The sequence below is a fragment of the Azospirillum sp. ST 5-10 genome (genome assembly GCF_051225715.1).
In the GTDB taxonomy this organism is placed as follows: Bacteria; Pseudomonadota; Alphaproteobacteria; order Azospirillales; family Azospirillaceae; genus Azospirillum.
Map to the genome: position 1 here is coordinate 89,118 of NZ_JBPJSP010000013.1, position 19,826 is coordinate 108,943.

Annotated in this window: 17 protein-coding genes; 11 read left to right on the forward strand and 6 right to left on the reverse strand. The window is 71.4% G+C overall.

The features are described from left to right. Window positions 1-26: 26 nt before the first annotated feature. From nifD to ACSBPG_RS16215, 3 genes are all read right to left on the reverse strand, one after another. The gene (nifD, locus tag ACSBPG_RS16205) at window positions 27-1,466 is read right to left on the reverse strand and encodes a nitrogenase molybdenum-iron protein alpha chain (RefSeq protein ID WP_435538223.1); all 1,440 of its coding nucleotides are present in this window, start codon (window positions 1,464-1,466) and stop codon (window positions 27-29) included. A 141-nt stretch (window positions 1,467-1,607) separates the two neighbouring features. Further along, window positions 1,608-2,507 carry a nitrogenase iron protein gene (gene nifH / locus ACSBPG_RS16210; protein ID WP_435538224.1) on the reverse strand — a complete coding sequence of 300 codons (900 nt, stop codon included), beginning with the start codon at window positions 2,505-2,507 and terminating at the stop codon, window positions 1,608-1,610. Between the two features lie 270 nt (window positions 2,508-2,777). Then, on the reverse strand, window positions 2,778-4,133 hold the full coding sequence (locus tag ACSBPG_RS16215) for a hypothetical protein (RefSeq protein WP_435538225.1): 1,356 nt from the start codon (window positions 4,131-4,133) through the stop codon (window positions 2,778-2,780). Between the two features lie 436 nt (window positions 4,134-4,569). Between ACSBPG_RS16215 and ACSBPG_RS16220 the strand changes: the two genes are divergently transcribed. The 11 genes from ACSBPG_RS16220 (at window position 4,570) to ACSBPG_RS16270 (ending at window position 17,127) form a co-directional block, all read left to right on the forward strand. Continuing rightward, the gene (locus tag ACSBPG_RS16220) at window positions 4,570-5,061 is read left to right on the forward strand and encodes a chemotaxis protein CheW (RefSeq protein ID WP_435538226.1); all 492 of its coding nucleotides are present in this window, start codon (window positions 4,570-4,572) and stop codon (window positions 5,059-5,061) included. Then, a complete protein-coding gene (locus ACSBPG_RS16225) occupies window positions 5,058-6,506 on the forward strand; it encodes a CheR family methyltransferase (protein ID WP_435538227.1) in 1,449 nt (482 codons plus the stop codon). Before ACSBPG_RS16220 ends, ACSBPG_RS16225 begins: the two co-directional genes overlap by 4 nt. Then, a complete protein-coding gene (locus ACSBPG_RS16230) occupies window positions 6,503-7,090 on the forward strand; it encodes a chemotaxis protein CheW (RefSeq protein WP_435538228.1) in 588 nt (195 codons plus the stop codon). Before ACSBPG_RS16225 ends, ACSBPG_RS16230 begins: the two co-directional genes overlap by 4 nt. Before the next feature lie 6 nt (window positions 7,091-7,096). Further along, window positions 7,097-8,773, forward strand: a complete 1,677-nt coding sequence (locus ACSBPG_RS16235) for a methyl-accepting chemotaxis protein (RefSeq protein ID WP_435538229.1) — start codon at window positions 7,097-7,099, stop codon at window positions 8,771-8,773. Next, window positions 8,770-10,995, forward strand: coding sequence for a response regulator (locus ACSBPG_RS16240; RefSeq protein ID WP_435538230.1), 2,226 nt, complete (start codon window positions 8,770-8,772; stop codon window positions 10,993-10,995). The genes ACSBPG_RS16235 and ACSBPG_RS16240 overlap by 4 nt, the downstream gene beginning before the upstream one ends. Further along, window positions 10,992-12,071, forward strand: coding sequence for a chemotaxis-specific protein-glutamate methyltransferase CheB (gene cheB, locus ACSBPG_RS16245; RefSeq protein WP_435538231.1), 1,080 nt, complete (start codon window positions 10,992-10,994; stop codon window positions 12,069-12,071). Before ACSBPG_RS16240 ends, cheB begins: the two co-directional genes overlap by 4 nt. Next, window positions 12,071-12,916 (forward strand): response regulator, encoded by an 846-nt coding sequence (locus ACSBPG_RS16250; protein ID WP_435538232.1) that lies wholly within the window; start codon window positions 12,071-12,073, stop codon window positions 12,914-12,916. Before cheB ends, ACSBPG_RS16250 begins: the two co-directional genes overlap by 1 nt. A gap of 219 nt (window positions 12,917-13,135) precedes the next feature. Then, complete coding sequence (locus tag ACSBPG_RS16255) at window positions 13,136-14,719, forward strand: ATP-binding response regulator (protein ID WP_435538233.1); 1,584 nt, start codon at window positions 13,136-13,138, stop codon at window positions 14,717-14,719. A 225-nt stretch (window positions 14,720-14,944) separates the two neighbouring features. Beyond that, entirely contained in the window at window positions 14,945-15,670 is a 726-nt protein-coding gene (locus ACSBPG_RS16260) for an SDR family oxidoreductase (RefSeq protein ID WP_435538234.1), read from the forward strand. Further along, the gene (locus ACSBPG_RS16265; RefSeq protein WP_435538235.1) at window positions 15,667-16,578 is read left to right on the forward strand and encodes an SDR family NAD(P)-dependent oxidoreductase; all 912 of its coding nucleotides are present in this window, start codon (window positions 15,667-15,669) and stop codon (window positions 16,576-16,578) included. Before ACSBPG_RS16260 ends, ACSBPG_RS16265 begins: the two co-directional genes overlap by 4 nt. A 51-nt stretch (window positions 16,579-16,629) precedes the next feature. Further along, the gene (locus ACSBPG_RS16270) at window positions 16,630-17,127 is read left to right on the forward strand and encodes an ester cyclase (RefSeq protein ID WP_435538236.1); all 498 of its coding nucleotides are present in this window, start codon (window positions 16,630-16,632) and stop codon (window positions 17,125-17,127) included. Window positions 17,128-17,316: 189 nt separating this feature from the next. Here the strand turns inward: ACSBPG_RS16270 and ACSBPG_RS16275 are convergent, their stop codons facing one another. The 3 genes from ACSBPG_RS16275 to ACSBPG_RS16285 all read right to left on the reverse strand — a co-directional run bounded on the left by ACSBPG_RS16275 (window position 17,317) and on the right by ACSBPG_RS16285 (window position 19,782). Continuing rightward, a complete protein-coding gene (locus tag ACSBPG_RS16275; protein ID WP_435538237.1) occupies window positions 17,317-18,270 on the reverse strand; it encodes an MBL fold metallo-hydrolase in 954 nt (317 codons plus the stop codon). A 127-nt stretch (window positions 18,271-18,397) separates the two neighbouring features. Further along, window positions 18,398-19,354, reverse strand: a complete 957-nt coding sequence (locus tag ACSBPG_RS16280; RefSeq protein WP_435538238.1) for an NADP-dependent oxidoreductase — start codon at window positions 19,352-19,354, stop codon at window positions 18,398-18,400. After that, window positions 19,318-19,782, reverse strand: a complete 465-nt coding sequence (locus ACSBPG_RS16285) for an ester cyclase (RefSeq protein WP_435538239.1) — start codon at window positions 19,780-19,782, stop codon at window positions 19,318-19,320. Before ACSBPG_RS16285 ends, ACSBPG_RS16280 begins: the two co-directional genes overlap by 37 nt. Window positions 19,783-19,826: the final 44 nt, after the last annotated feature.

Sequence of the window (19,826 nt, forward strand, 5' to 3'; positions counted from 1 at the left end):
TGCGTGCTCCTATTCCCGAGGCGCGGTCAGAAGGGGGCCTTGGTCATGCCCCAGACGGGGTTGTTGATGGCCATGTCCATGTCGCGGGCGAAGATGGCGAAGCCGTCGTAGCCGTGGTAGGGACCGGAATAGTCCCACGAGTGCATCTGCCGGAACGGCAGGCCCATCTTCTGGAAGACGTACTTTTCCTTGATGCCCGAGGCGACGAGGTCGGGGCGCAGGCCCTTGACGAACTCCTCCAGCTCGAAGCCGGTCACGTCGTCGTAGATCAGCGTGCCTTCCTTCATGTAGTGGGTGGTGCGCTGGTAGTCGTCGTTGTGGGCGAACTCGTAGCCCGTGCCGATGATCTCCATGCCGAGGTCGTGATAGGCGTCGGCGACGTGGCGCGGCCGCAGGCCGCCGACGTAGATCATCACCTTCTTGCCCGCCAGGCGGGGACGGTACTTGGCGATGACGGCGTCGACCACCGGCTGGTACTTGGCGATGACACGCTCGGCGTTCTCCTTGATCGTGTCGTCGAACAGCGCGGCGATCTTGCGCAGGGACTCGGCGATCTGCGACGGGCCGAAGAAGTTGTACTCCATCCACGGAATGCCGAACTTCTCCTCCATGTGCCGCGCGATGTAGTTCATCGAGCGGTAGCAGTGGATGAGGTTGACCTTGGCCTTCGGCGTGTTCTCCAGCTCGGCCAGCGTGCCGTCGCCCGACCACTGGGCGATCACGCGCAGGCCGATCTCCTCGAGCAGGATGCGGGAGGACCAGGCGTCGCCGCCGATGTTGTAGTCGCCGATGATGGTGACGTCGTAGGGGGTCGACTGGAAGCCCGGCACCGGCTCGGTCTTCTCGAAGATCCAGTCGCGGATGGTGTCGTTGGCGATGTGGTGGCCGAGCGACTGCGACACGCCGCGGAAGCCTTCGCAGCGCACCGGGACGATCGGCTTGCCGATCTCGGCCGACTTGGTGCGGGCGACCGCCTCGATGTCGTCGCCGATCAGGCCGATCGGACACTCCGACTGGATCGACAGGCCCTTGGCCAGCGGGAACAGGTCGTTGATCTCGTCGATGACCTTGGCGAGCTTCTTGTCGCCGCCGAAGACGATGTCCTTCTCCTGGAAGTCGGAGGTGAAGTGCATCGTGCCGAAGCTGTCGACACCGGTGTCGCCGATGTAGTAGTTGCGCCGCCCCGACCACGAGTAGTAGCCGCAGCCCACCGGGCCGTGGCTGATGTGGATCATGTCCTTGATCGGCCCCCAGACCACGCCCTTCGAGCCGGCGTAGGCGCAGCCGCGGATGGTCATGACGCCGGGGATGGACTTGATGTTGGACTTGACGCCGCAGTCCTTGGCTTCCGCCTCGAGGACGTTGAGGTGCTTGGCACGCCGCTTGCGCGACTTCTCGGGATAGGCTTCGAGGACCTTGTCGACCAGACCCTTCACGTCGACGCCCTGGTTCACGGACAGGCTCATGGTGCCGGACTCCTGGAAAGAACTCTCCGTTCGCGCCGTCTCGTCACGGCGCGGGACCGGGCCCCTCCCTCCCATCCCCGCCGAGGTCGATGCGGGGATGGGCTGGGGACGGGGCCAGTTGGATCGCCGGGGGACCGGGCGTCAGGCGCTGGCGGCCTTGGCCGCTTCCTTGGCCGCCAGCTCGGCGAGCTGCTGCTCCTCGGTCTTCATGATGCCGAAGTCCATCAGCATCTCTTCCAGCTCTTCCATGCTGATCGGCGTGGGGATGACGCCCTTGCCCTTGTTGTGATGGATCTTGCTGGCGAGCTGGCGGTACTCGTCGGCCTGCTTGCTGTCCGGCGCGTACTCGATCACCGTCATGCGGCGCAACTCGGCGTGCTGGACGATGTTGTCGCGCGGCACGAAGTGGATGAGCTGGGTGCCCAGCCGCTTGGCCAGCGCGTCGGCGAGGTCGATCTCCTTGTCGGTCTGCCGCTCGTTGCAGATCAGGCCGCCGAGGCGCACGCCGCCGGAGTTGGCGTACTTGAGGATGCCCTTGGAGATGTTGTTGGCGGCGTAGAGCGCCATCATCTCGCCGGACATGACGATGTAGATCTCCTGCGCCTTGTTCTCGCGGATCGGCATGGCGAAGCCGCCGCACACCACGTCGCCCAGCACGTCGTAGGAGACGTAGTCGACGTCGTCGTAGGCGCCGTTCTCCTCGAGGAAGTTGATGGCGGTGATGACGCCGCGGCCGGCGCAGCCCACACCCGGCTCGGGCCCGCCGGACTCGACGCACTTGATGTTCTTGTAGCCGATCTTGACGACGTCCTCGAGCTCCAGGTCCTCGACCGAGCCGGCCTCGGCGGCCAGGTGCAGCACGGTGTCCTGGGCCTTGGCGTGGAGGATCAGACGGGTGGAGTCGGCCTTGGGGTCGCAGCCGACGATGAGGATCTTCTGATCCATCTCGACCAGCGCCGCCAGCGTGTTCTGCGACGTCGTCGACTTGCCGATGCCGCCCTTGCCGTAGAAGGCGATCTGGCGAAGACCGGGAGTGCTCATGGTGCTCGCTCCTGTGGTGTGTCCCAGTGGATCGGTGTCCGGGCCCCGTGGCCCCTGCGGCGCGGTCGCTCGCCGCGTCCCGTCCCCGGTTCTGCACAAGGCGTGCCAAGTCGCATCTGCCAAGTTAAGCCGCTGGATCGTATAGTGAATTCCGTGATTGTAGAGATTGCGACGGGGCCGGCCGGGCGAACGCCGGCTGTGATGAACCCGACAATGACCACAATTTTTGTCCGGTCTAACACAGCGGCCGGAGCCCGCCGCCGGGCGACTCTACGCCGTCGGCTCCAGGGCGGCGCGCACCGTGGCGGCGCGGCCGTCGAGGATGTTGGCGGCGGCGGACCGCTCCATGGCGCGCATCAGCCGGGCGACCTCGTGGGCGCGCTGCAGCAGGTCGTCGGCGGCGGCCCGGCTGGCCGGGCGGTGTTCCGCCGCGGTCGCCAGCAGCGCCGCGGTGCGGCGGGCCAGCGCCTCGCCCTGGGCCAGCAGGAAGCCGCACAGCGTGTCGAGGGCCGGCGGCCGCTCGGCGTGGCCGACGCCGAGGCGCGAGGCGAAGCGGTGCAGCCACTTCGCCTTGCGCACCAGGGCGACGAACAGCAGGTTGTCGAAGCCGGGCTCGGGCAGCACCGTGTGCAGCAGGTCGAACACCGCGCGCCCCAGCCGGTTGGCGGCGTCGACATAGTCCTCCAGCGCCTGGGCGTCGGCCGGCTTGACGAAGGGGCTGGGCCTTTCCTCGCGGTCCTGGAGGGAATCGAGCATGCGCATGGCGAGCACGATCAGGCTGTCGACGGCGGCGATCACCGCCAGGCTGCCGTGCAGCGTCACCAGGGAGCGGTTCTCGACGAAGCCGTTCAAGGTCGCCGCACAGTGGCGCAGCGCCAGCCGCGCCACCCGGCGGGACTCGAAGGCGGTCTCGGCGAGCGGGCCCTGGCCGGCCCCCAGCGCCTCCATGACCAGCCGCTGCCCCTCCAGGCGCAGCAGGGCGTGCGACAGCTCCGCCACGCCGCCGGGGCGGCCGACCGACCGGTCGGCGCGGACGATGGCCTCGACCTGGGAGCGGCATTGCCCTTCGAGGCTCGCCAACACCGCCTGCAGGTGATGGCGTCCCGCACCGCGCAGGGCGATCAGCAGGGTGCGCATCGCCCCGGCGATGTCGACCGCGCTCGGCAGCCCCTCGATCTCGGCCGGTTCCGGCACGCCCTGGGCGGCGGCGAGCGGACCGAACAGGCGGTCGTGCAGGTGCTCGCGGCAGGCCGGCAGCAGCACGTCGATCAGCACCGGCGAGGCGTGGCGCATCGCCGTTTCCTGGAGCCGTGCCTGCGGCTGGCCGGCCAATCCGTAGAATGGATTGCCGGCGCTGGGCAGCCGGACGCGGCGGCGGTAGGGCTCCAGGAGCGCCAGCAGCTCCTCGGCGGCGGCCAGCGTCATCGGCCGCCGCAGCAGGTCGGCGGCGCGGACGGCGTCGTGGGCTTCGTGGGCGTGGCGCAGCCGCCGCGGCGGCAGCCGGGCGGGAGGCGGCTCGCTGCGCCGCCGCTCGGCGGCGGGCGGGCGGTCGGTCGGCCAGCCGATCGCCGGCGACGTCGCCAGTTCGCTCTTGTGCGGTGCGCTCCGGCGGCGCAAGCCCCACATCGCCTCGCTCCCGTCCCGTTGCCGACTCCCGGCCGGAGTCCTCGATGGCCGCCGTTCTGCCGAACACCCCCAGATTCTCTGGGTGTTTCTTCGCCCATGGTGATCTGTTCGAACGGCTATTATGCGTGGTGCACGCGAACCATACAAGTGGGTGAATAAATCCTTAAGAGAAGCCTCTTTCGTCGATTGCATTTTCGGCGATTTCGTTCCGTTTTCTTCCGGGGGCGTCGCCGGGCACGGCGGGCGCCGGGATTCCCGTGGCCCGCGGCCTTATGCCGAAAGCCTTGTGCGGGATGGCGAAACCCGGCCGGAAGCGTTATAGGGCGCCGCCGCCGGTTGCGATTAGGATCGCCCCCGTGAGTGTTCTCGGCGGCCCCGGCGCGCCGGGGTGGTTGTCCCATGGCTGTTCGAAGGCGTGATGACGGTAGGAGAGGCGGTGTCCGCGCCGCGATGCGTGGTGTTCAGCGTGGCGGACCGCAGCCTGGCCCTGCCCGGCGACGCGGTGCGCCGCGTCCTGCCGATGCCCCGGCTGGAGACGCTGCCGGCGATGCCGCCGGTCCTGGCCGGCGTGATGGTGCTCGCCGGCGCGGCGGTGCCCGTCCTGCGCCTCGACGTGCTGTTCGGGCTGGAGCGGCGCGAACCCGGCCTCTACACGCCCCTGCTGCTGCTCGACCGCCCTGACGGCGCGCTGGCGCTGATGGTCGACCGGGTGGTGGAGGTGGTGACGGTGCCGCAGGGCGGGCTCGTGCCGGTGGACGCCTCGGCCAGCTTCAACCGCTGTGTGCGCGCCACCTGGGTGCGGCGGGGCGAGGCGGTGCACCTGCTCGCCCCGGACGAGCTGCTGAGCGCCGCCGAGGAGGCCCGTCTGCGCGACCTGCGCGCCATCGCCGAGGAGCGGCTGGCGGCCTGGCAAGGCGTCGCGCCATGAGCCGCGGCGTGACCACCGCCGCCGTGATGCAGCATCCGGCGTTTCCGCGGATCAAGGCCCTGGTGATCGACCGCACCGGGCTCGCCTACTACCTCGACAAGGATTCGGCGCTGGCGGAACGGGTGCGGCGCCGGGTGGAGGCGCTCGACCTCGCCGACGCCGGCCGCTACGCCGCGGTGCTGGAGGAGGCGCCGGCGGCGGGTGGCGAGTTCCAGGCGCTGGTCAACGAGATCACCGTCGGCGAGACCTTCTTCTTCCGCTACCTCGAGCAGTTCGAGGCGTTGCGTGCGGTGGCCGTGCCGGAGTGCCTGCGCCGCAACGCCGGGACGCGGACCTTGCGGATCTGGAGCGCCGGCTGTTCCACGGGGGCCGAGCCCTATTCCGTGGAGATCCTCTTGAAGCGCCATTTCGCGAAGGATCTCGAGGGCTGGCAGGTCACCATCGTCGGCACCGACATCAACCGTCACTTCCTGCGCCAGGCCCAGGACGCGGTCTACAGCGACTGGGCCCTGCGCGGGCTGGCACCGGAGATCCGCAGCGCCTGTTTCGAAGCGACCGCGGCGGGGACCTGGGCCTTGAACCGGCCGTTCCGCGAGTGGACGCGCTTCGGCTACTTCAATCTCAGCACCGGAGCGCTGCCGTCCTGGGCCGACGGGCTCGCCGCGTTCGACATCGTGCTGTGCCGCAACGTCATGATCTACTTCGACGAGCCGACGCGCATGCGGCTCGTGCGCGGCCTGCACGACGTCCTGGCCGACGGCGGCTGGCTGTTCGTCGGCCATGCCGAGGCGGGCCTGGAACTGGCGTCCCCCTTCACCACGGTGCCGGTGCCCGGCGCCACCCTCTACCGCAAGCCGCTGCCGGTGGCGATCGCGGCGCCGCCGCCGCCGCCCGTGGCGGCGCGGCGGGAACCCGGGTCGCTCCAGCCCGACCCGCCGCGGGCCCCGCTGGAGCCGCCGCGCGAAACGGTCCCGCCGCCGGACGTCGGTCCGGAGCCGGCGCCGCCGCCGCCGGGGGATGCGGTGCCGACGCTGGACGATCTGGTGGACCTGGCCGACCGCGGCGACTGGACGGCGGCGCTCGACGCCTGCGAGGCGCTGGTCGACGCCCGGCCGACCCAGGCGGCCGCCCACTACTACCGCGGCCTGATCGAGGAGCACCTCGGCGTCGGCGACCCGGTGGCGGCGTTCCGCCGCGCCCTCTATCTCGACCAGGAGCTGGCGCTGGCGCATTATCATCTGGCGCTCGTCCATTGGCGGCGCGGCCAGATGGAGCCGGCGCGCCGCCACTTCCGCAACGCCCGCCTGACGCTGGTCGGCCACGACCCGGACGAGCCCGTCGCCTACGGCCGCGGCCTCAGCGTGCGCGAGCTGGCGGCGATGATCGACCTGTGGCTGCCCGGCCGCGGCGCCGGCGGCGGCGCCGGGCGGAGGACCAGGGCATGAGCGGCGGCGCCGAACGCATCGACTGGGACGCCCTGCGCCGCCGCCTGGCGCGCAACCGCGCCGCCTTCCACGACGCCGTCGCCGGTCGCGGCCGGTGGACGGAGGACCTGCTGGAGCGCCGCACCGCCGAACTGGCCCGTCCCCCCGACGAGACGGCGGGGGCGGGCGGAACCGTGCGGTTGCTGCTGGCGCGCGGCGCCGGTGGGCGCTACGCCTTGGACGTCCGGCACGTCGCCCGCGTCCAGCCGGTGTCGCGGTGGACGCCGGTGCCGGCCGCGGAACCGCACCTTCTGGGCCTCATTGCGGTCGGCGGACGGGTGCTGCGCCTGTTCGACGTCGACCGTCTGTGCGGCGCGCCGCCCGGGCTGGACGGCGCGCCCGGCGGCTACGCGGTGCTGCTGCGCGGCCACCGCAAGGTTCCGGTGGCGCTGCGCCTGCGCGCCGTCGAGACCGTCGAGGAGCGGCCGGAAGGGGCGCTGCGGCCGCCGCTGGGGGTCGTCCTGTCGTTCGTCAAGGCGCTGGGGGAGGACGGCCTGCCCCTGCTCGACGCCGAGGCCATCGTGAAGGAATTGGACGGGGACTGAGAACCGATGAGATTTACCGTCGCACAGAAGCTGGCCCTGGCGTTCGTCCTGGTGAGCGCGTTCGCCCTCGCGCCCATCGCCTATCAGTTCCGCCAGTTCGACACCGCCTTCGGGGTGATCCGCTCGGTGGCGATCGACGACGTGGGGGCGGCGGCGCTGCTGGAGGAGATCACCACCTCCCAGGCCATGCTGCGCAGCCGGCGCGAGGTCGCCATCACCGATGCGGCGCTGGCCCGCATCGACGGCCGCGCGGTCGACATCCGCGGCATCGGCGAGCAGTACCAGTCCTACGGGCGCGACAACCTCGCCCAGGTCGCCGACCTGATCCGCCTGACCGCCGAGCAGGCGGCCGATCCCGCCTCGCCGGCGCGCGGCGTGGTGTGGCGCGAGTTCAACGACTTCGCCCGCGCCCTCGAGCGCAGCCAGCGCGAAGCCATGCAGATCGGCCAGCAGTTGTTCGACCTGCTGAGCGCCGGCGATCTCGACGGCGCCCTGGCGTTGCGCCCGCGCCTCGTGGCGCTGCGCGACGCCTTCGACGAGCAGATGGACCGTGCCAATGAGATGCTCGGCCGGCTGACCGCCGCCGGTCGCCAGCGCATCGCCGAGACCTACGACGAGATGGTGCGCTCGGCGGTGATCGCCACCGTCGGGCTGCTGGCGGCCGCCCTCGCCATCGCCTTCCTGATCGGCCGCTCGATCACCAGCCGCCTCGGCCGCGCCATCGGCGCCGTGCGCCAGATCGGCGAGGGCGACCTGACGCGCCGCGTCGCCATCACCGGCAAGGACGAGCTGGCGCTGCTCGGCGACCATCTCAACACCATGGCGGAGGGGCTGCGCTCCATCGCCCAAGGGGTGCGCGGAGCGGCGGAGAACGTGCACGCCGCCACCTCGCAGATCCGCGCCTCGACCCAGCAGCAGGCGGCCAGCGTCGCCGAGCAGCTGGCGGCGGTGGAGGAGACCATGGCGACCCTGTCGGAGATCACCGCCTCGGGCGCCCAGATCTCCAAGCGCGCCCAGGACGTGGCGGCGGGGGCGCAGAACGCCTCGGCGTCGTCCAACTCCGGCCTGCGGGCGGTGGACGACACCATCCAGGCCATGGACGCCATCCGCGAGCAGGCCGAGACGGTGGCCGAGACCATCGTCATGCTGTCGGAGCGCACCCAGGCGATCAGCGACATCATCGTCACCGTCAACGACATCGCCGAGCGCAGCCATCTCCTGGCCCTGAACGCCGCCATCGAGGCGGCCGCCGCCGGCGAGCACGGGCGCACCTTCTCGGTGGTCGCCTCGGAGATCAAGAGCCTGGCCGACCAGGCCAAGGACGCCACCGCCCAGGTGCGCTCCAACCTGTCGGAGATCCAGCAGGGCATCAACGCCTCGGTGATGCTGACCGAGGAGGCGGTGAAGCGGGTCGCCGCCGGCAAGCGGCAGAGCGACGCCACCCAGGCGACGATCCGCCAGATGGCCGACAACATCCAGGAGAGCGTGCTGGCCTTCCAGCAGATCGTCGCCGGCACCAACCAGCAGCAGATCGGCCTGGAGCAGGTCATCCAGGCCTTGCAGAACATCCGCCAGGCCAGCACCCAGACGGCGGCCGGGACCCGCCAGCTCGAAGGGGCGGCGGCCAACCTCAACGACCTCGGCCAGGGTCTGGTCGAGGCGGTCCGGAACTATCGCGTGTGACCGACATCCGCCAGCGGCTGCTCGCCGCCTTCGACCTCGAACACAAGGAGCATCTGGCGGAGATCCGCCTTGCCCTGCGGGCTGCCGCCGAGGGCGGCCAGCCGCTCGACCTCGACGAACTGCACCGGCGCGCCCACAGCCTGAAGGGGGCGGCGCGCGCCGTCGACCTGCCGGGGGTCGAGGCGGTCGCCCACCGCATGGAGTCGGTCTTCCTCGCCGTCCAGGCGGGGCGCGTCGCCCTCGACGAGCCGGTGGCGGCCCTGCTGTTCCGCGGCCTCGACGCCATCGAGGACCTCGCCGCGGCGGCCGCCCAGGGGAGCGACGCCGCTCCCCCGGCCGACCTGCTGGGCGCCCTCGAGGACCTCGGCGGCGGGGCGGCCCTGCCGGTGCCGCCGCGCCGCGCCGAGCCTCCGGCGCCGGCACCGCGGCCCGCCGCGGCTCCAGCTCCAGCTCCGGCTCCGGCGCCCGGCCGCGGCGCGGCCGCCGGGCCGGCTGCACCGCGGCCGCACCTGGTGCGCATCAACGCCGCCACGCTCAGCCACTTCGTCGACACCGCCGCGGCCCTGCTGCCGGAACTGGAGCGACAGGCCGACGTCGCCGCCGAACTGAAGCGCCTGCGTGCCGAGTGGAGCGGTCTGGAGCAGCACTGGCGCCGCCTGCGCGGCGGGCTGGAGCGCGGGGGGTGGCGGGCGTCGAACAACAGCATGTCCGGCCACGTCGAGGCCTTCGAGCGGCGCCTGCGGACCGCGTCGGACCTCATGGACCGCGTCGGCCGGACGTACCAGCGCAGCCACTGGGGCCTGAAGCTGTGGGGCGGCACGCTGCAGGAGGACGTGCGGCGCCTGCGCATGGTGCCGGCGGAGACCCAGTTCGCCGAGCTCGGGCGCATGGTCCGCGAGATCGCCCGCGGCCAGGGCAAGGAGGTCGAGATCGACCTGCTGGGCCTTGCCGTCGAGGCGGACCGCGAGGTGCTGCAGCGTCTCAAGGACCCCGTCGTCCATCTCCTGCGCAACGCCGTCGGCCACGGCATCGAGCGGCCCCAGGAGCGGCTGGACGCCGGCAAGCGGGCGGCCGGGCGGATCGCCGTGACCATCGCCACCCTGGTCGGCCGGCTGCTGGTGACGATCGAGGACGACGGCCGCGGCCTCGACGTCGGGGCCATCGCCCGCACCGCGGTGGAGCGCGGCCTGCTGAGCCCCGAGGAGGCGGACGAGGCGACGCCGGAACGGCTGTCCGCCATCGTCCTGGAACCCGGCTTCACCACCGCCGGCACGGTCACCGAGCTGTCGGGCCGCGGCATGGGGCTGTCGATCGTGCGCGAGGCGGTGCGGCGCCTGCAGGGATCGCTGAGCGTGACGCCGCGGGCCGGCGGCGGCACCGTCGTCGCCCTGTCGGTGCCGGTCCTGCTGTCGACCCAGCGGCTGCTGTTCGTCGAGGTGCAGGGCCACGTGCTGGCGCTGCCGGGCGCCGCCGTGATGCGGCTGCATCACGTCGACCTGGGGGACGTGTTCTCCGTTGCCGGCCGGCCGATGCTGCGCCTCGACGACGAGGACCTGCCGGTGGCCTCGCTGTCCGCCCATCTCGGCCTCGGCGGTGTCGAGCCGCCACCGGAGCGGCTGGCGGTCGCCGTGGTGCGCGGCGCCGCCGGACCGGTGGCCCTGATCGTCGATTCCTTCCTGGCGGCGCGCGACGCCATGGTGTCCTCGATCGACGAGGTGGCGCTCGACCCGGCCCGCTTCGTCGGCACCGTCCTGCAGGAGGACGGCGCGCCGGCCCTGGTGGTCAACCCCGACGGCATCGGCCAGCGGGCCGAAACGGGCGTCGCCTTCGTTCCGGAGGAGCGCGCGCCGGCGGCGGCGCCGCCCACCATCCTGGTGGTCGACGACAGCATCACCACGCGCACCCTGGAGCGCAGCATCCTCGAGGCGCACGGCTACACCGTGGTGCTGAGCGTCGACGGCCGCGACGCGCTGGAGCGGCTGGGCGAGACGGCGGTCGATCTGATCGTGTCCGACGTCGAGATGCCGCACATGGACGGGTTCACGCTGTTGCAGGTGGTCAAGGGCGATCCGCGGACCGCCGGCATCCCGGTCATCCTGGTGACGTCGCGCGACAGCGACGAGGACCGGGAACGTGGCCTGCGGCTCGGCGCCGACGCCTACATCGTCAAGACGCGGTTCGATCAGGGGGAACTGTTGGAAGGGATCAAACGCCTGCTATGAGCTCCGCTTCGAGCATCGCACGCCGGATCAGGGTGCTGGTCGTCGAGGACTCCCCCGTCGTCCAGGAACTGCTGGTCCACATCATCGGTCAGGACCCGCGCCTGGAGGTGGCCGCCGTCGCCTCGTCGGCGGAGGTGGCGCTGCGCCTGCTGGAGAGGATCCGCCCCGACGTCGTCTCGCTCGACATCCGCCTGCCCGGCATGAACGGCTTCGAGGCGACCAAGCGGATCATGAACCAGCACCCGGTGCCGATCGTCGTCGTCGCCAACGGCGTCCACGACGCCAGCATGAACATCTCGATGAACGCGCTGCGGGCGGGCGCGCTGGCCGTGGTCGAGAAGCCCGGCAGCATCAGCCGCGCCGACTACGACGCCGTGGCGCGCCATCTCTGCACCCAGCTCTACGCCATGAGCCAGGTGCGCGTCATCCGCCAGCGCTTCCGCGCCGCCACCCAGCCCCAGGCGGCGGCACCGCCGCCGCCGGTGCCGGAGGCGGTGGACCGCACCTACGAGGCGCTGGGGCTGGTCGCCTCGACCGGCGGTCCGAACGCGCTGGTCAAGGTGCTGAACGGGCTGCCCGCGGACTTTCCCCTGCCCATCCTGGTGGTCCAGCACATCGGCGCCGCCTTCGTCGCCGGCTTCGCCAACTGGCTCGACACGGTGTGTCCGCAGACGGTCGTGCTGGCCGAGGATCGCATGGAGCTGCGGCCCGGCCGTGTCCACGTGGCCCCCGGCGACCACCACCTGGAGCTGGCGCGCGGTCAGGTCCGGCTGGGCGGCGGGGCGCCGGTGTGCGGCCAGCGCCCGTCGGGCAGCGTTCTCTTCTCCTCGATGGCGGCCCATTGCGGGGCCACCGGCATCGGCGTCCTGCTGACCGGCATGGGCGAGGACGGCGCCGAAGGTTTGTTGGCGTTGCGTCGGGCCGGGGGCTACACTGTCGCCGAGGATGCGTCCACCGCCGTCATCCATGGCATGCCCGGAGCGGCCATCGCTCTGGGAGGTGCCGTCGAGGCGCTGCCGCTCCACAAGATCGCGGCGCGTCTGTGTGAACTCGTATCGCCGAACGCGGGGTCTTGATGCCAGCCCGTCCGATTGTCGTCATCGACGCCTCGCCGACCCAGAGCCTGATGTACCGGCTGCGGTTCGAGGAGAAGGGGCTGGAGGTGGTGAGCGCCGAGTCCCTGGCCGAAGCGCTGCCCACGCTGCGGCGGACCGCGCCGGCGGCGGCGGTGGTCAATCTGCGGACGGTGGTCTGCGACGGCGATGCGGCGGTCGCCGGGCTGCGCGCGGAAATTCCCGACCTTCCCGTGGTGCTGGTCGGCGAGGAGGAGAGCGGCGCCGCGCCTCCCGGCGTGCACCGCGTCGCGGCGCCGGACGCCGACCTGGTCGTCGCCGAGATCGTCCGGATCGTCGGCCGGCCGGCCGGCGGGGCGCCGGCCGCGCCGCAGGCGGCCGCATCGTCGCCGGCCGCATCGTCGCCGGCTGCCGTCGGCCGTCCCGCGGACGAGTCGGTGTTCCGGCGCGGCCATGTCCTGGTGGTCGACGACAGCGTCACTTACCGCGAGTTCCTGCGCCTGGAACTGGAGGATGCCGGCTGCCACGTCGTCGCCGCCGGCGGCGCGCCGGAAGCCTACGCCGCCTTGGAACGGGACGACTTCGACGTCGTCATCGTCGATCTCGTGATGCCCGGCGTGTCGGGGACGGAGCTGTGCGAGGCCTTCGACCGCTTCCGGCGCGAACGCCGGCGGATGTTCGACATCCTCGTCCACACCAGCCAGGATCGCGCCGAACTGCTGGTGTCCTGCCTGCGCGACGGAGCCGATGAATTCGTCGGCAAGTCGCAACCCCTGGACGTGCTGAAGGCGCGGCTCCTGTCCCTTCTCCGGCGCAAGTTCTTTATCGAAGACACCTTCCTCGTCTGAGCGTGGCCGGTGGAACATTTCGGGCGGCGGGCCCCGACGTTCGGACTAGGATCGGTCAGGGCCGCTACCACTTCTGATAGATTTGCGGAAACAAAGGCAGCATCTAATTTAGGGCGTTCCGTCGGGGCCGGGCCAGCGTGATCGGCGAGGCCTCCAGGACCGTTCGGCGTGCGGGGAGCGGGCCGGAGGAACGGCACGCAGGAATGAGAAAGGGAATTCGTGGACCGTTCCGGCAAGCGCACCCTGGACGCCTCCATCGGAGAGGAGGCGAGCTGGCCTGACACCCTGCGGAACGCCTATCGGATCTGCCGGGCGCACGATGCACCGGCGATGGTGTTCGCAGGTCCCGAGCACGCCGTCTTCGGCAACGAGGCCTTCCAGCGCTGTCTGGCCGCCGATGCGGCCGCCGCCGGTGCGCCGCCGGCGCGCTTCTGGGGAAGCGGCTGGGCGACGCTCGGGCCGGCGCTGAGGGCGCTGCATGCCGATCCCGACGGCGGCGGGGAGGGACGCAGCGTGCGCGTCGACGGCGCCGCGCTGCGCAGCCCGCTGACGTTGCGCCTGGTTCCGGTGCTCGACGGTCGCGCCGTGGCGGGCGTCTACGCCGCCGTCGAGCCGGCGGCGCCGGGAGAGCGGGAATGCGACCATGCCCAGGAGTGGGAGCGGGTGCGTTCGGCGGCGCGCGAGGAGACGCGGCGCGCCAACGCCGCCAAGGCGCGCTTCCTGGCCGCCGCCAGTCACGACCTGCGCCAGCCCTTCCAGGCGATGCGGCTGTTCCTCGGCGTCCTGGAACAGCAGGTGGGGACGGAAGGGGCGGTGAGCGTGACCGTCGAGAAGCTGGGCAACGCGCTGGAGGCGGGAGAGCGGCTGCTGCACGCGCTGCTCGACATCTCGATCCTCGATTCCGGCCAGCTCACGGCCAAGCCGACGGACGTCGACCTCGACCCGCTGCTCGCCAACCTGCTCGAGGAGGCGCGGCCGCAGGCGACGGCCAAGGGCCTGACCCTGCGCGGCCGGCTGTGGCCGGCGCGCGTCCACACCGATCCGGTCCTGCTGGAGCGGATCGTCCGCAACCTGCTCAGCAACGCCATCCGCTACACCCGCACCGGCACGGTGCTGGTGGCGATGCGCCGGCGCGGCGACGGCGTGCGCATCGAGGTGTGGGACACCGGCTTCGGCATTCCCGAGGAGCAGCGCGCCGCCATCTTCGAGGAGTTCCACCAGCTCGAGAATCCCGAGCGCGACCGCGCCCGTGGCTTCGGCCTCGGGCTCGCCATCGTCCACCGGCTGGCCGGGCTGCTGAACCTGCCGCTCGACGTGCGCTCGCAGGTCGGCCGCGGGTCGGTGTTCGCGGTCGGCGTGCCGCTCAGCCGGACGGCGGCGCCGCCGCGGGTCGAGGCGGTGGCCGGCGACGCCCGGGGCGAGAGGCTCGCCGGCCGCACCGTCCTGGTGGTCGACGACGAGGAGATGGTGCTGTTCGGCCTGCGGATGATGCTCGAGTCCTGGGGCTGCACGGTGGTCGCCGCGGCCGACCTGCGCGAGGTCATCGCCGGCCTCGACCAGATGACCAGGCCGCCCGACCTGATTCTCACCGACCTGCGCCTGCCCGGCGACGCCAGCGGCTTCGACGTGATCCAGCGGGTGCGCCGCCTCTACCGCCGCGACGTCCCCGCCATCGTGCTGACCGGGGAGACGTTCGAATCGCCCCTGGCCGGCGGCAAGCAGCCGAACAGCTGGATGCTGCGCAAGCCGCTGCAGCCCGAGGAACTGCGCGACGTGCTGACCTCCGCCCTCGAAGCCTCCTGACCGGAAACGGCGACCCCGCTCCCCAACTCGCCCGCTCCCCCGCCGAGACACCGGACCGCCGGCCTGCGGCTGCGGAGCGCGGCGGGACGTGTTGTCGTGCACGGGCCGATGCCACTCCGGGAAGCATAATTCGCATCGATGCGACGTTATACAAAGTATCGATTATTGGAATGTGCGCGTTGTTTCTAATCTCCTCCGAGCATCGACGATCCTTGGATGAGAACCATGAAGATTGCCGTGATCACAGGCGGTTCGCGGGGTATCGGGCGGGCCAGCGCCATCGCATTGGCGAAGCGGGGCTGCGCGACCGTCATCAACTACGCCGTCTCGACGGCGGACGCCGACAGGACCGTTCGTGAGATCGAGGCATTGGGCGGAACCGCCGCGGCGGTGCGCGCCGATGTCGCCGCCAGCGCGGAGGTTCGGACGCTTTTCGACACCACCACGCGGATGTACGGCGGTGTCGACATCGTCGTCGCGAGCGCCGGGATCATGACGCCGTCGGCACTCGCCGACGCCACCGACGAGGATTTCGACCGTCTCGTCCGGGTCAACCTGCGCGGCACGTTCACCGTCTTTCGCGAGGCCGCCCGCCGGGTGCGCGACGGGGGCCGGTTGATCGGCTTTTCCAGCACCACGCTCGCGCTGAACGCGCCCGGCTACGGCATCTACAACGCTACGAAGGGCGCGGTGGAAGGGATGGTCCGCGTCGCCGCCAAGGAGCTTGGACCGCGCGGCATCACGGTCAATGCGGTGGCGCCAGGACCGATCGAGACCGAACTGTTCCTGCGTGGCAAGTCGGCCGCCGACATCGAGCGCATGGCGGGAATGGCACCGCTCGAACGGATCGGCCAGCCCGAGGACATCGCCCACCTCGTCGCCTTCCTTGCCTCTCCCGAGGCGGCCTGGATCAACGGGCAGGTCGTCCGTGCCAATGGCGGGATCGCATGACGACGGGCGCCATGGACCGGCAGGTCGTCCTGGTGACCGGTGCCGGCTCCGGGATCGGCAAGGCCATCGCCACCGTCCTCGCACGGGCGGGCCACATCGTCTATGCCAGCCTTCGTCTCGCCCGACCGGACGCCCGGAGCCGGGCCAGCGCCCTGCGTGAACTGGCCGCCACCGAGACGCTCGACATGCGGGTCGTCGATCTCTACGTCCTTTCCGAGCCGAGCTGCCGGGCCGCGGTGGACCAGATCCTGGCCGAGCAATCCCGCCTCGATGTCGTCGTCAACAACGCCGGGATGCTGATGACCGGCGTCACCGAGGCGTTCGACCCGGAGCAGGTTCAGCGCATCTTCGACACGAACGCCACGTCGTGGCTGCGCGTCAACCGGGCCGTGCTGCCGGTGATGCGGCGCCAGGGCGCCGGCACGCTCGTCTACACCGGCAGCACGACCGCCCACCTGTCCGAACCCTTCCTGGGACCGTACGCCGCCGCGAAGGCGGCCGGGAACGTCCTGGCCGAGGTGATGGGCATGGAGGTGCGCCCCTTCGGCATCGACACCATCATCATCGTCCCGGGCGCCTTTACCAGCGGAACCGAGCATTTCACCCACGCCGTCGCACCCGCCTTTCCGGCGGTCGTCGCCCAGTACGGCGACCTGCCGGCACGGGCCGAAACGCTCGGCGAGCGCCTTCAGGCGATCGACGACGCCAACGGCGGGTCGTTGAGCGTGACCGCCGTCGGCGAGGCCCTGCGCGACGCGCTCGCCAAGCCGGTGGGGCAGAGGCCCTACCGCATCGCCGTCGACGCCCAGCGCAAGGGCGTCGACGACGTCCTGGCGGTTCAGGACGCCCGTCGGACCGCTCTTCTGGGCGCCTTCGATCTCACCGATCTCGCTCCGCCGCCCTCCTGACCCGTTGCCGCCTGCTCCATCCCGGACGTCGGAAACCACAGGAACCATACCATGGGACACCTCACCATCGCCGTCGGGGCCCTTGCCGCCCTCACCGCGCCGGAACCGGACACGGCGCGGCTTCAGGCCACCGACGCGAACGGTGCCGTCGCCATCGTGCGGCCGCTCTACGAGGCGTTGACGGCGTCCTCCCCCGAGGACGTGCGCGCGCGCCTGGAGGCGGCGACCGCTCCCGACTGGCAGAACTGCGCCTTCAACGACACCTGCGAGACGCGGGAGGCGACGATCGCCCGCTGGAGCGCCCGCATCGCCCGGATTCCCGATTTCAGCTTCGAGATCCGCGAGGTCCTGGTGTCGGGAAACCGCATCATCGTCCGCAGCGAGGCCGGCGGTGCGCCGGTCGGTCCGTTCATGGGGGTCGATCCCCGGGGCCGGTCGTTCCGGATCATGACGCTCGACGTCCACGAAACGCGCGCCGGCAAGATCGTCCGCACGTTCCATGCCGAGGATTGGGCGCGGGCGGCGCGTCAGGTGACGGGCGAGCCGTGACGCACGCCGGCCCGCGCGGCCGCGTCGTTGCCGAGCGGGGGCACGAGGCTCCGTGCGTTCGTCGGTGAACGCGCGGAACCGCGGACCCGACATCTCCACGGTGCGGCGGACCCTCCCGTGCCCTGCGACCACGAGGCGTGACCGGCGGCGGTCCGGTGTCCGGCCCGGCCCGCCGCGATCCCGGCGCGCCTATGCCCGCTGCCGGACGTACCGGACCGCCGGGCCGATGAACTCCGGGTTCTCCCAGGTGGCGTAACGGTCGCGAAGGCGTCGCTGCACCTCGGCATCCGACGGCCCGCCTTGTGTGCTCTCGCGGAGGGACCGGAAATAGGCGAGGATCGACTCCGGGATGTCGATGCCGCCGAGGTTCCCGTGGCCGGGGACGATCATCCGCGGCTGCAGTCGAATGATGTCGGCGAGCGCCAGCTCCCACCGCGCCACGTCGATGTCCTGGGCGGCGATCATCGGCGGGAAGAACGGGACGATCGGAAACATCCGCTCTTCGATCAGGTCGCCGCCGAACACGATGCCTTCGCGCGGCAGGAAGACGATCTGGTCGCCGGGGGAATGGGCGGTTCCCCAGGTCCGCAGCCGGACCTCGCGGCCACCGAGATCGAGGACCGTCTCGGCGGTGTCGTAGGTGTCGTGCGGTGGCGTCAGCACGATGCCGTCCAGCAGGTGCTTGTGCGGTTCGGGAAGGACGCCGGCCCTGAATCCGTCGAGCAGGGTCTGGCCCGCGCGCTCGAAATAATCGCGTTGCGCGCGGTTGTAGTGGATGCGCCCGTCGTTCCTGAAGACCTGGGCGCCGAAGCCGTGTTCGGGATGGGCATGGGTGACCGTCAGGATGATCCGGCGCCGCGGCGCGAGCGTGCGGGTCAGGCGCAGGACGTTCTCGGCGCTGTCGATCCCGAGCCCGCAATCGACCACCAGCACGCTGTCCGTGCCGACGATGATGCCGATGTTCGGGACGAGCGGGATGCGTTTGTCCGGCACGACGAACACCCCCGGCGCCATCTCGGCCGGAAAGCGCGTATCCACCGTCGGCAGGGGCCGCGCGGCGGGGCGGAAGGGTACCTCCTCCTGGGCGCCGGCGGGAGCGGGAAGCGCACCGGTCAGTCCAGCCAGCGCCGCCAGTTTCAGCACATCCCGTCGGTCCGCCCTCGACATTCTCTCGCTCTGCATCACCCTCCTCTGTTCCGCGGCCCCTGTGGCGACGTTGGCGGCCGCTCGGTCCGCCAGCCGGCGGGATGCCGGCCGGCGGCCCGGCGGGTCAGTCGATGACGACGATGATCTTGCCGCGTGCCCGGCCGGATGCCTGGTGGGCGAACGCTTCGGCGATGCCGCGCAGCGGCGCTTTGCGATCCACCAGCACCTCCACCCCGTGTCCGTCGATCGCCTCCACCACGCGCCGCAGGCGTTCGCCGTCGGAACGGTGGAAGACGAAGCCGGCTTCGACCTTGTGCGCCTTGGCCAGCGCGTCGTCCGGCGGCAGGGCGGTCGCGAGGAGACGCCCGCCGACGCGGAGCACCTGATAGGATTGCCGCTGCGTGTCGCCGCCGATCGTGTCGAGCACGACATCGACGTCGCCGACGACCTGGGTGAAGTCGCTCGACCGGTAGTCGATCACCGTGTCCGCCCCGAGCCGCCGGGCGATGGCGACGCCGTCGCCCGAGGCGGTAGCGCTCACGCGGGCGCCGGCGTTGCGGGCGAACTGGATGGCGAAGCTGCCGACACCGCCGGCACCGGCGTGGATGAGCACGGATTGACCGTGCGTCAGGTCGACGCTTTCGAACAGCGCCTGCCAAGCCGTGCCGGCGGCCGTCGCGATGCCGGCGGCCTCGTCGAGCGGAACGCTCGTGGGGGCCTTGGCGAGATGGGTGGCCGGCACCACGACGCACTCGGCCAGCGCACCGCCGGCGGTCGGATCCGTCCTGGCGACGATCGTGTCACCGATGGCCCAGCCCTGGACATCGGAGCCGAGTTGCTCGATCTCGCCCGCCAGGTCGGTTCCGAGCGTGTACGGAAACCGCAGCGGGAAGAACCGCTCCATGGACCCGCGCTGCAACTTGACGTCGAGCGGATTGAGGCCGGCGGCGGCGACGCGGACCAGGACCTCGCCGGCGCCCGGCGCCGGGGTCGCGACCTCCTCGAGCGTCGGCGCGGCGCCGTAGCCGTTGATGCGGATGGCTTTCATGATGCGTTCTCCGGTCCGCCGGCCGGCGGCCATGCACCGACCTGGACGAACCAGCCCAGCCAGTCCTCCAGATGCCAGGTGTGGGTCAGCTTCCCGTCGGTGATGCGATGGAATTCGTGGATGGGGATGTCGAAGGACCGGCCGGTCGGCGCGACGCCCAGCCATTCGCCGCGGTGAGTCGCCGACAGCGACGCGCGCACGGCGACCCGGCCGGCGGCGCCGATGATCTCGTGGACGGTGACCTTGGTATCGGGGAAGGCCGCGTTGAACCCGTCGATGAGCGGCTTCATGCCCTCGCGCCCCGGCGGTTGCTGCGGAGCGAGCGGAATGTCCTGCCAGTCTTCGGCGACGGCTCGGTCCAGCAGCTCGGGCCGCCCTTCGAACGCCCTGTAGAAGGTCTCGACGGCGGTCCGCTCCTCGATCGTGAGGCCGACCACGTCCGTCTCGTGGGCTTTCGTCATCGGAAGTCCTCTTTTCGTTGACCACGCCAAAATAGGGCGGCGCA

What these genes read in the sequence shown, in the direction of transcription:
- ACSBPG_RS16270 (WP_435538236.1), top strand. Translation starts at nt 16,630, where the DNA reads ATGGGACACCTCACCATCGCCGTCGGGGCCCTTGCCGCCCTCACCGCG.
- ACSBPG_RS16265 (WP_435538235.1), top strand. Translation starts at nt 15,667, where the DNA reads ATGACGACGGGCGCCATGGACCGGCAGGTCGTCCTGGTGACCGGTGCC.
- ACSBPG_RS16260 (WP_435538234.1), top strand. Translation starts at nt 14,945, where the DNA reads ATGAAGATTGCCGTGATCACAGGCGGTTCGCGGGGTATCGGGCGGGCC.
- nifD (WP_435538223.1), bottom strand. Translation starts at nt 1,466, where the DNA reads ATGAGCCTGTCCGTGAACCAGGGCGTCGACGTGAAGGGTCTGGTCGAC.
- ACSBPG_RS16280 (WP_435538238.1), bottom strand. Translation starts at nt 19,354, where the DNA reads ATGGCCGCCGGCCGGCGGACCGGAGAACGCATCATGAAAGCCATCCGC.
- ACSBPG_RS16230 (WP_435538228.1), top strand. Translation starts at nt 6,503, where the DNA reads ATGAGCGGCGGCGCCGAACGCATCGACTGGGACGCCCTGCGCCGCCGC.
- ACSBPG_RS16250 (WP_435538232.1), top strand. Translation starts at nt 12,071, where the DNA reads ATGCCAGCCCGTCCGATTGTCGTCATCGACGCCTCGCCGACCCAGAGC.
- cheB (WP_435538231.1), top strand. Translation starts at nt 10,992, where the DNA reads ATGAGCTCCGCTTCGAGCATCGCACGCCGGATCAGGGTGCTGGTCGTC.
- ACSBPG_RS16215 (WP_435538225.1), bottom strand. Translation starts at nt 4,133, where the DNA reads ATGTGGGGCTTGCGCCGCCGGAGCGCACCGCACAAGAGCGAACTGGCG.
- ACSBPG_RS16285 (WP_435538239.1), bottom strand. Translation starts at nt 19,782, where the DNA reads ATGACGAAAGCCCACGAGACGGACGTGGTCGGCCTCACGATCGAGGAG.
- ACSBPG_RS16235 (WP_435538229.1), top strand. Translation starts at nt 7,097, where the DNA reads ATGAGATTTACCGTCGCACAGAAGCTGGCCCTGGCGTTCGTCCTGGTG.
- nifH (WP_435538224.1), bottom strand. Translation starts at nt 2,507, where the DNA reads ATGAGCACTCCCGGTCTTCGCCAGATCGCCTTCTACGGCAAGGGCGGC.
- ACSBPG_RS16225 (WP_435538227.1), top strand. Translation starts at nt 5,058, where the DNA reads ATGAGCCGCGGCGTGACCACCGCCGCCGTGATGCAGCATCCGGCGTTT.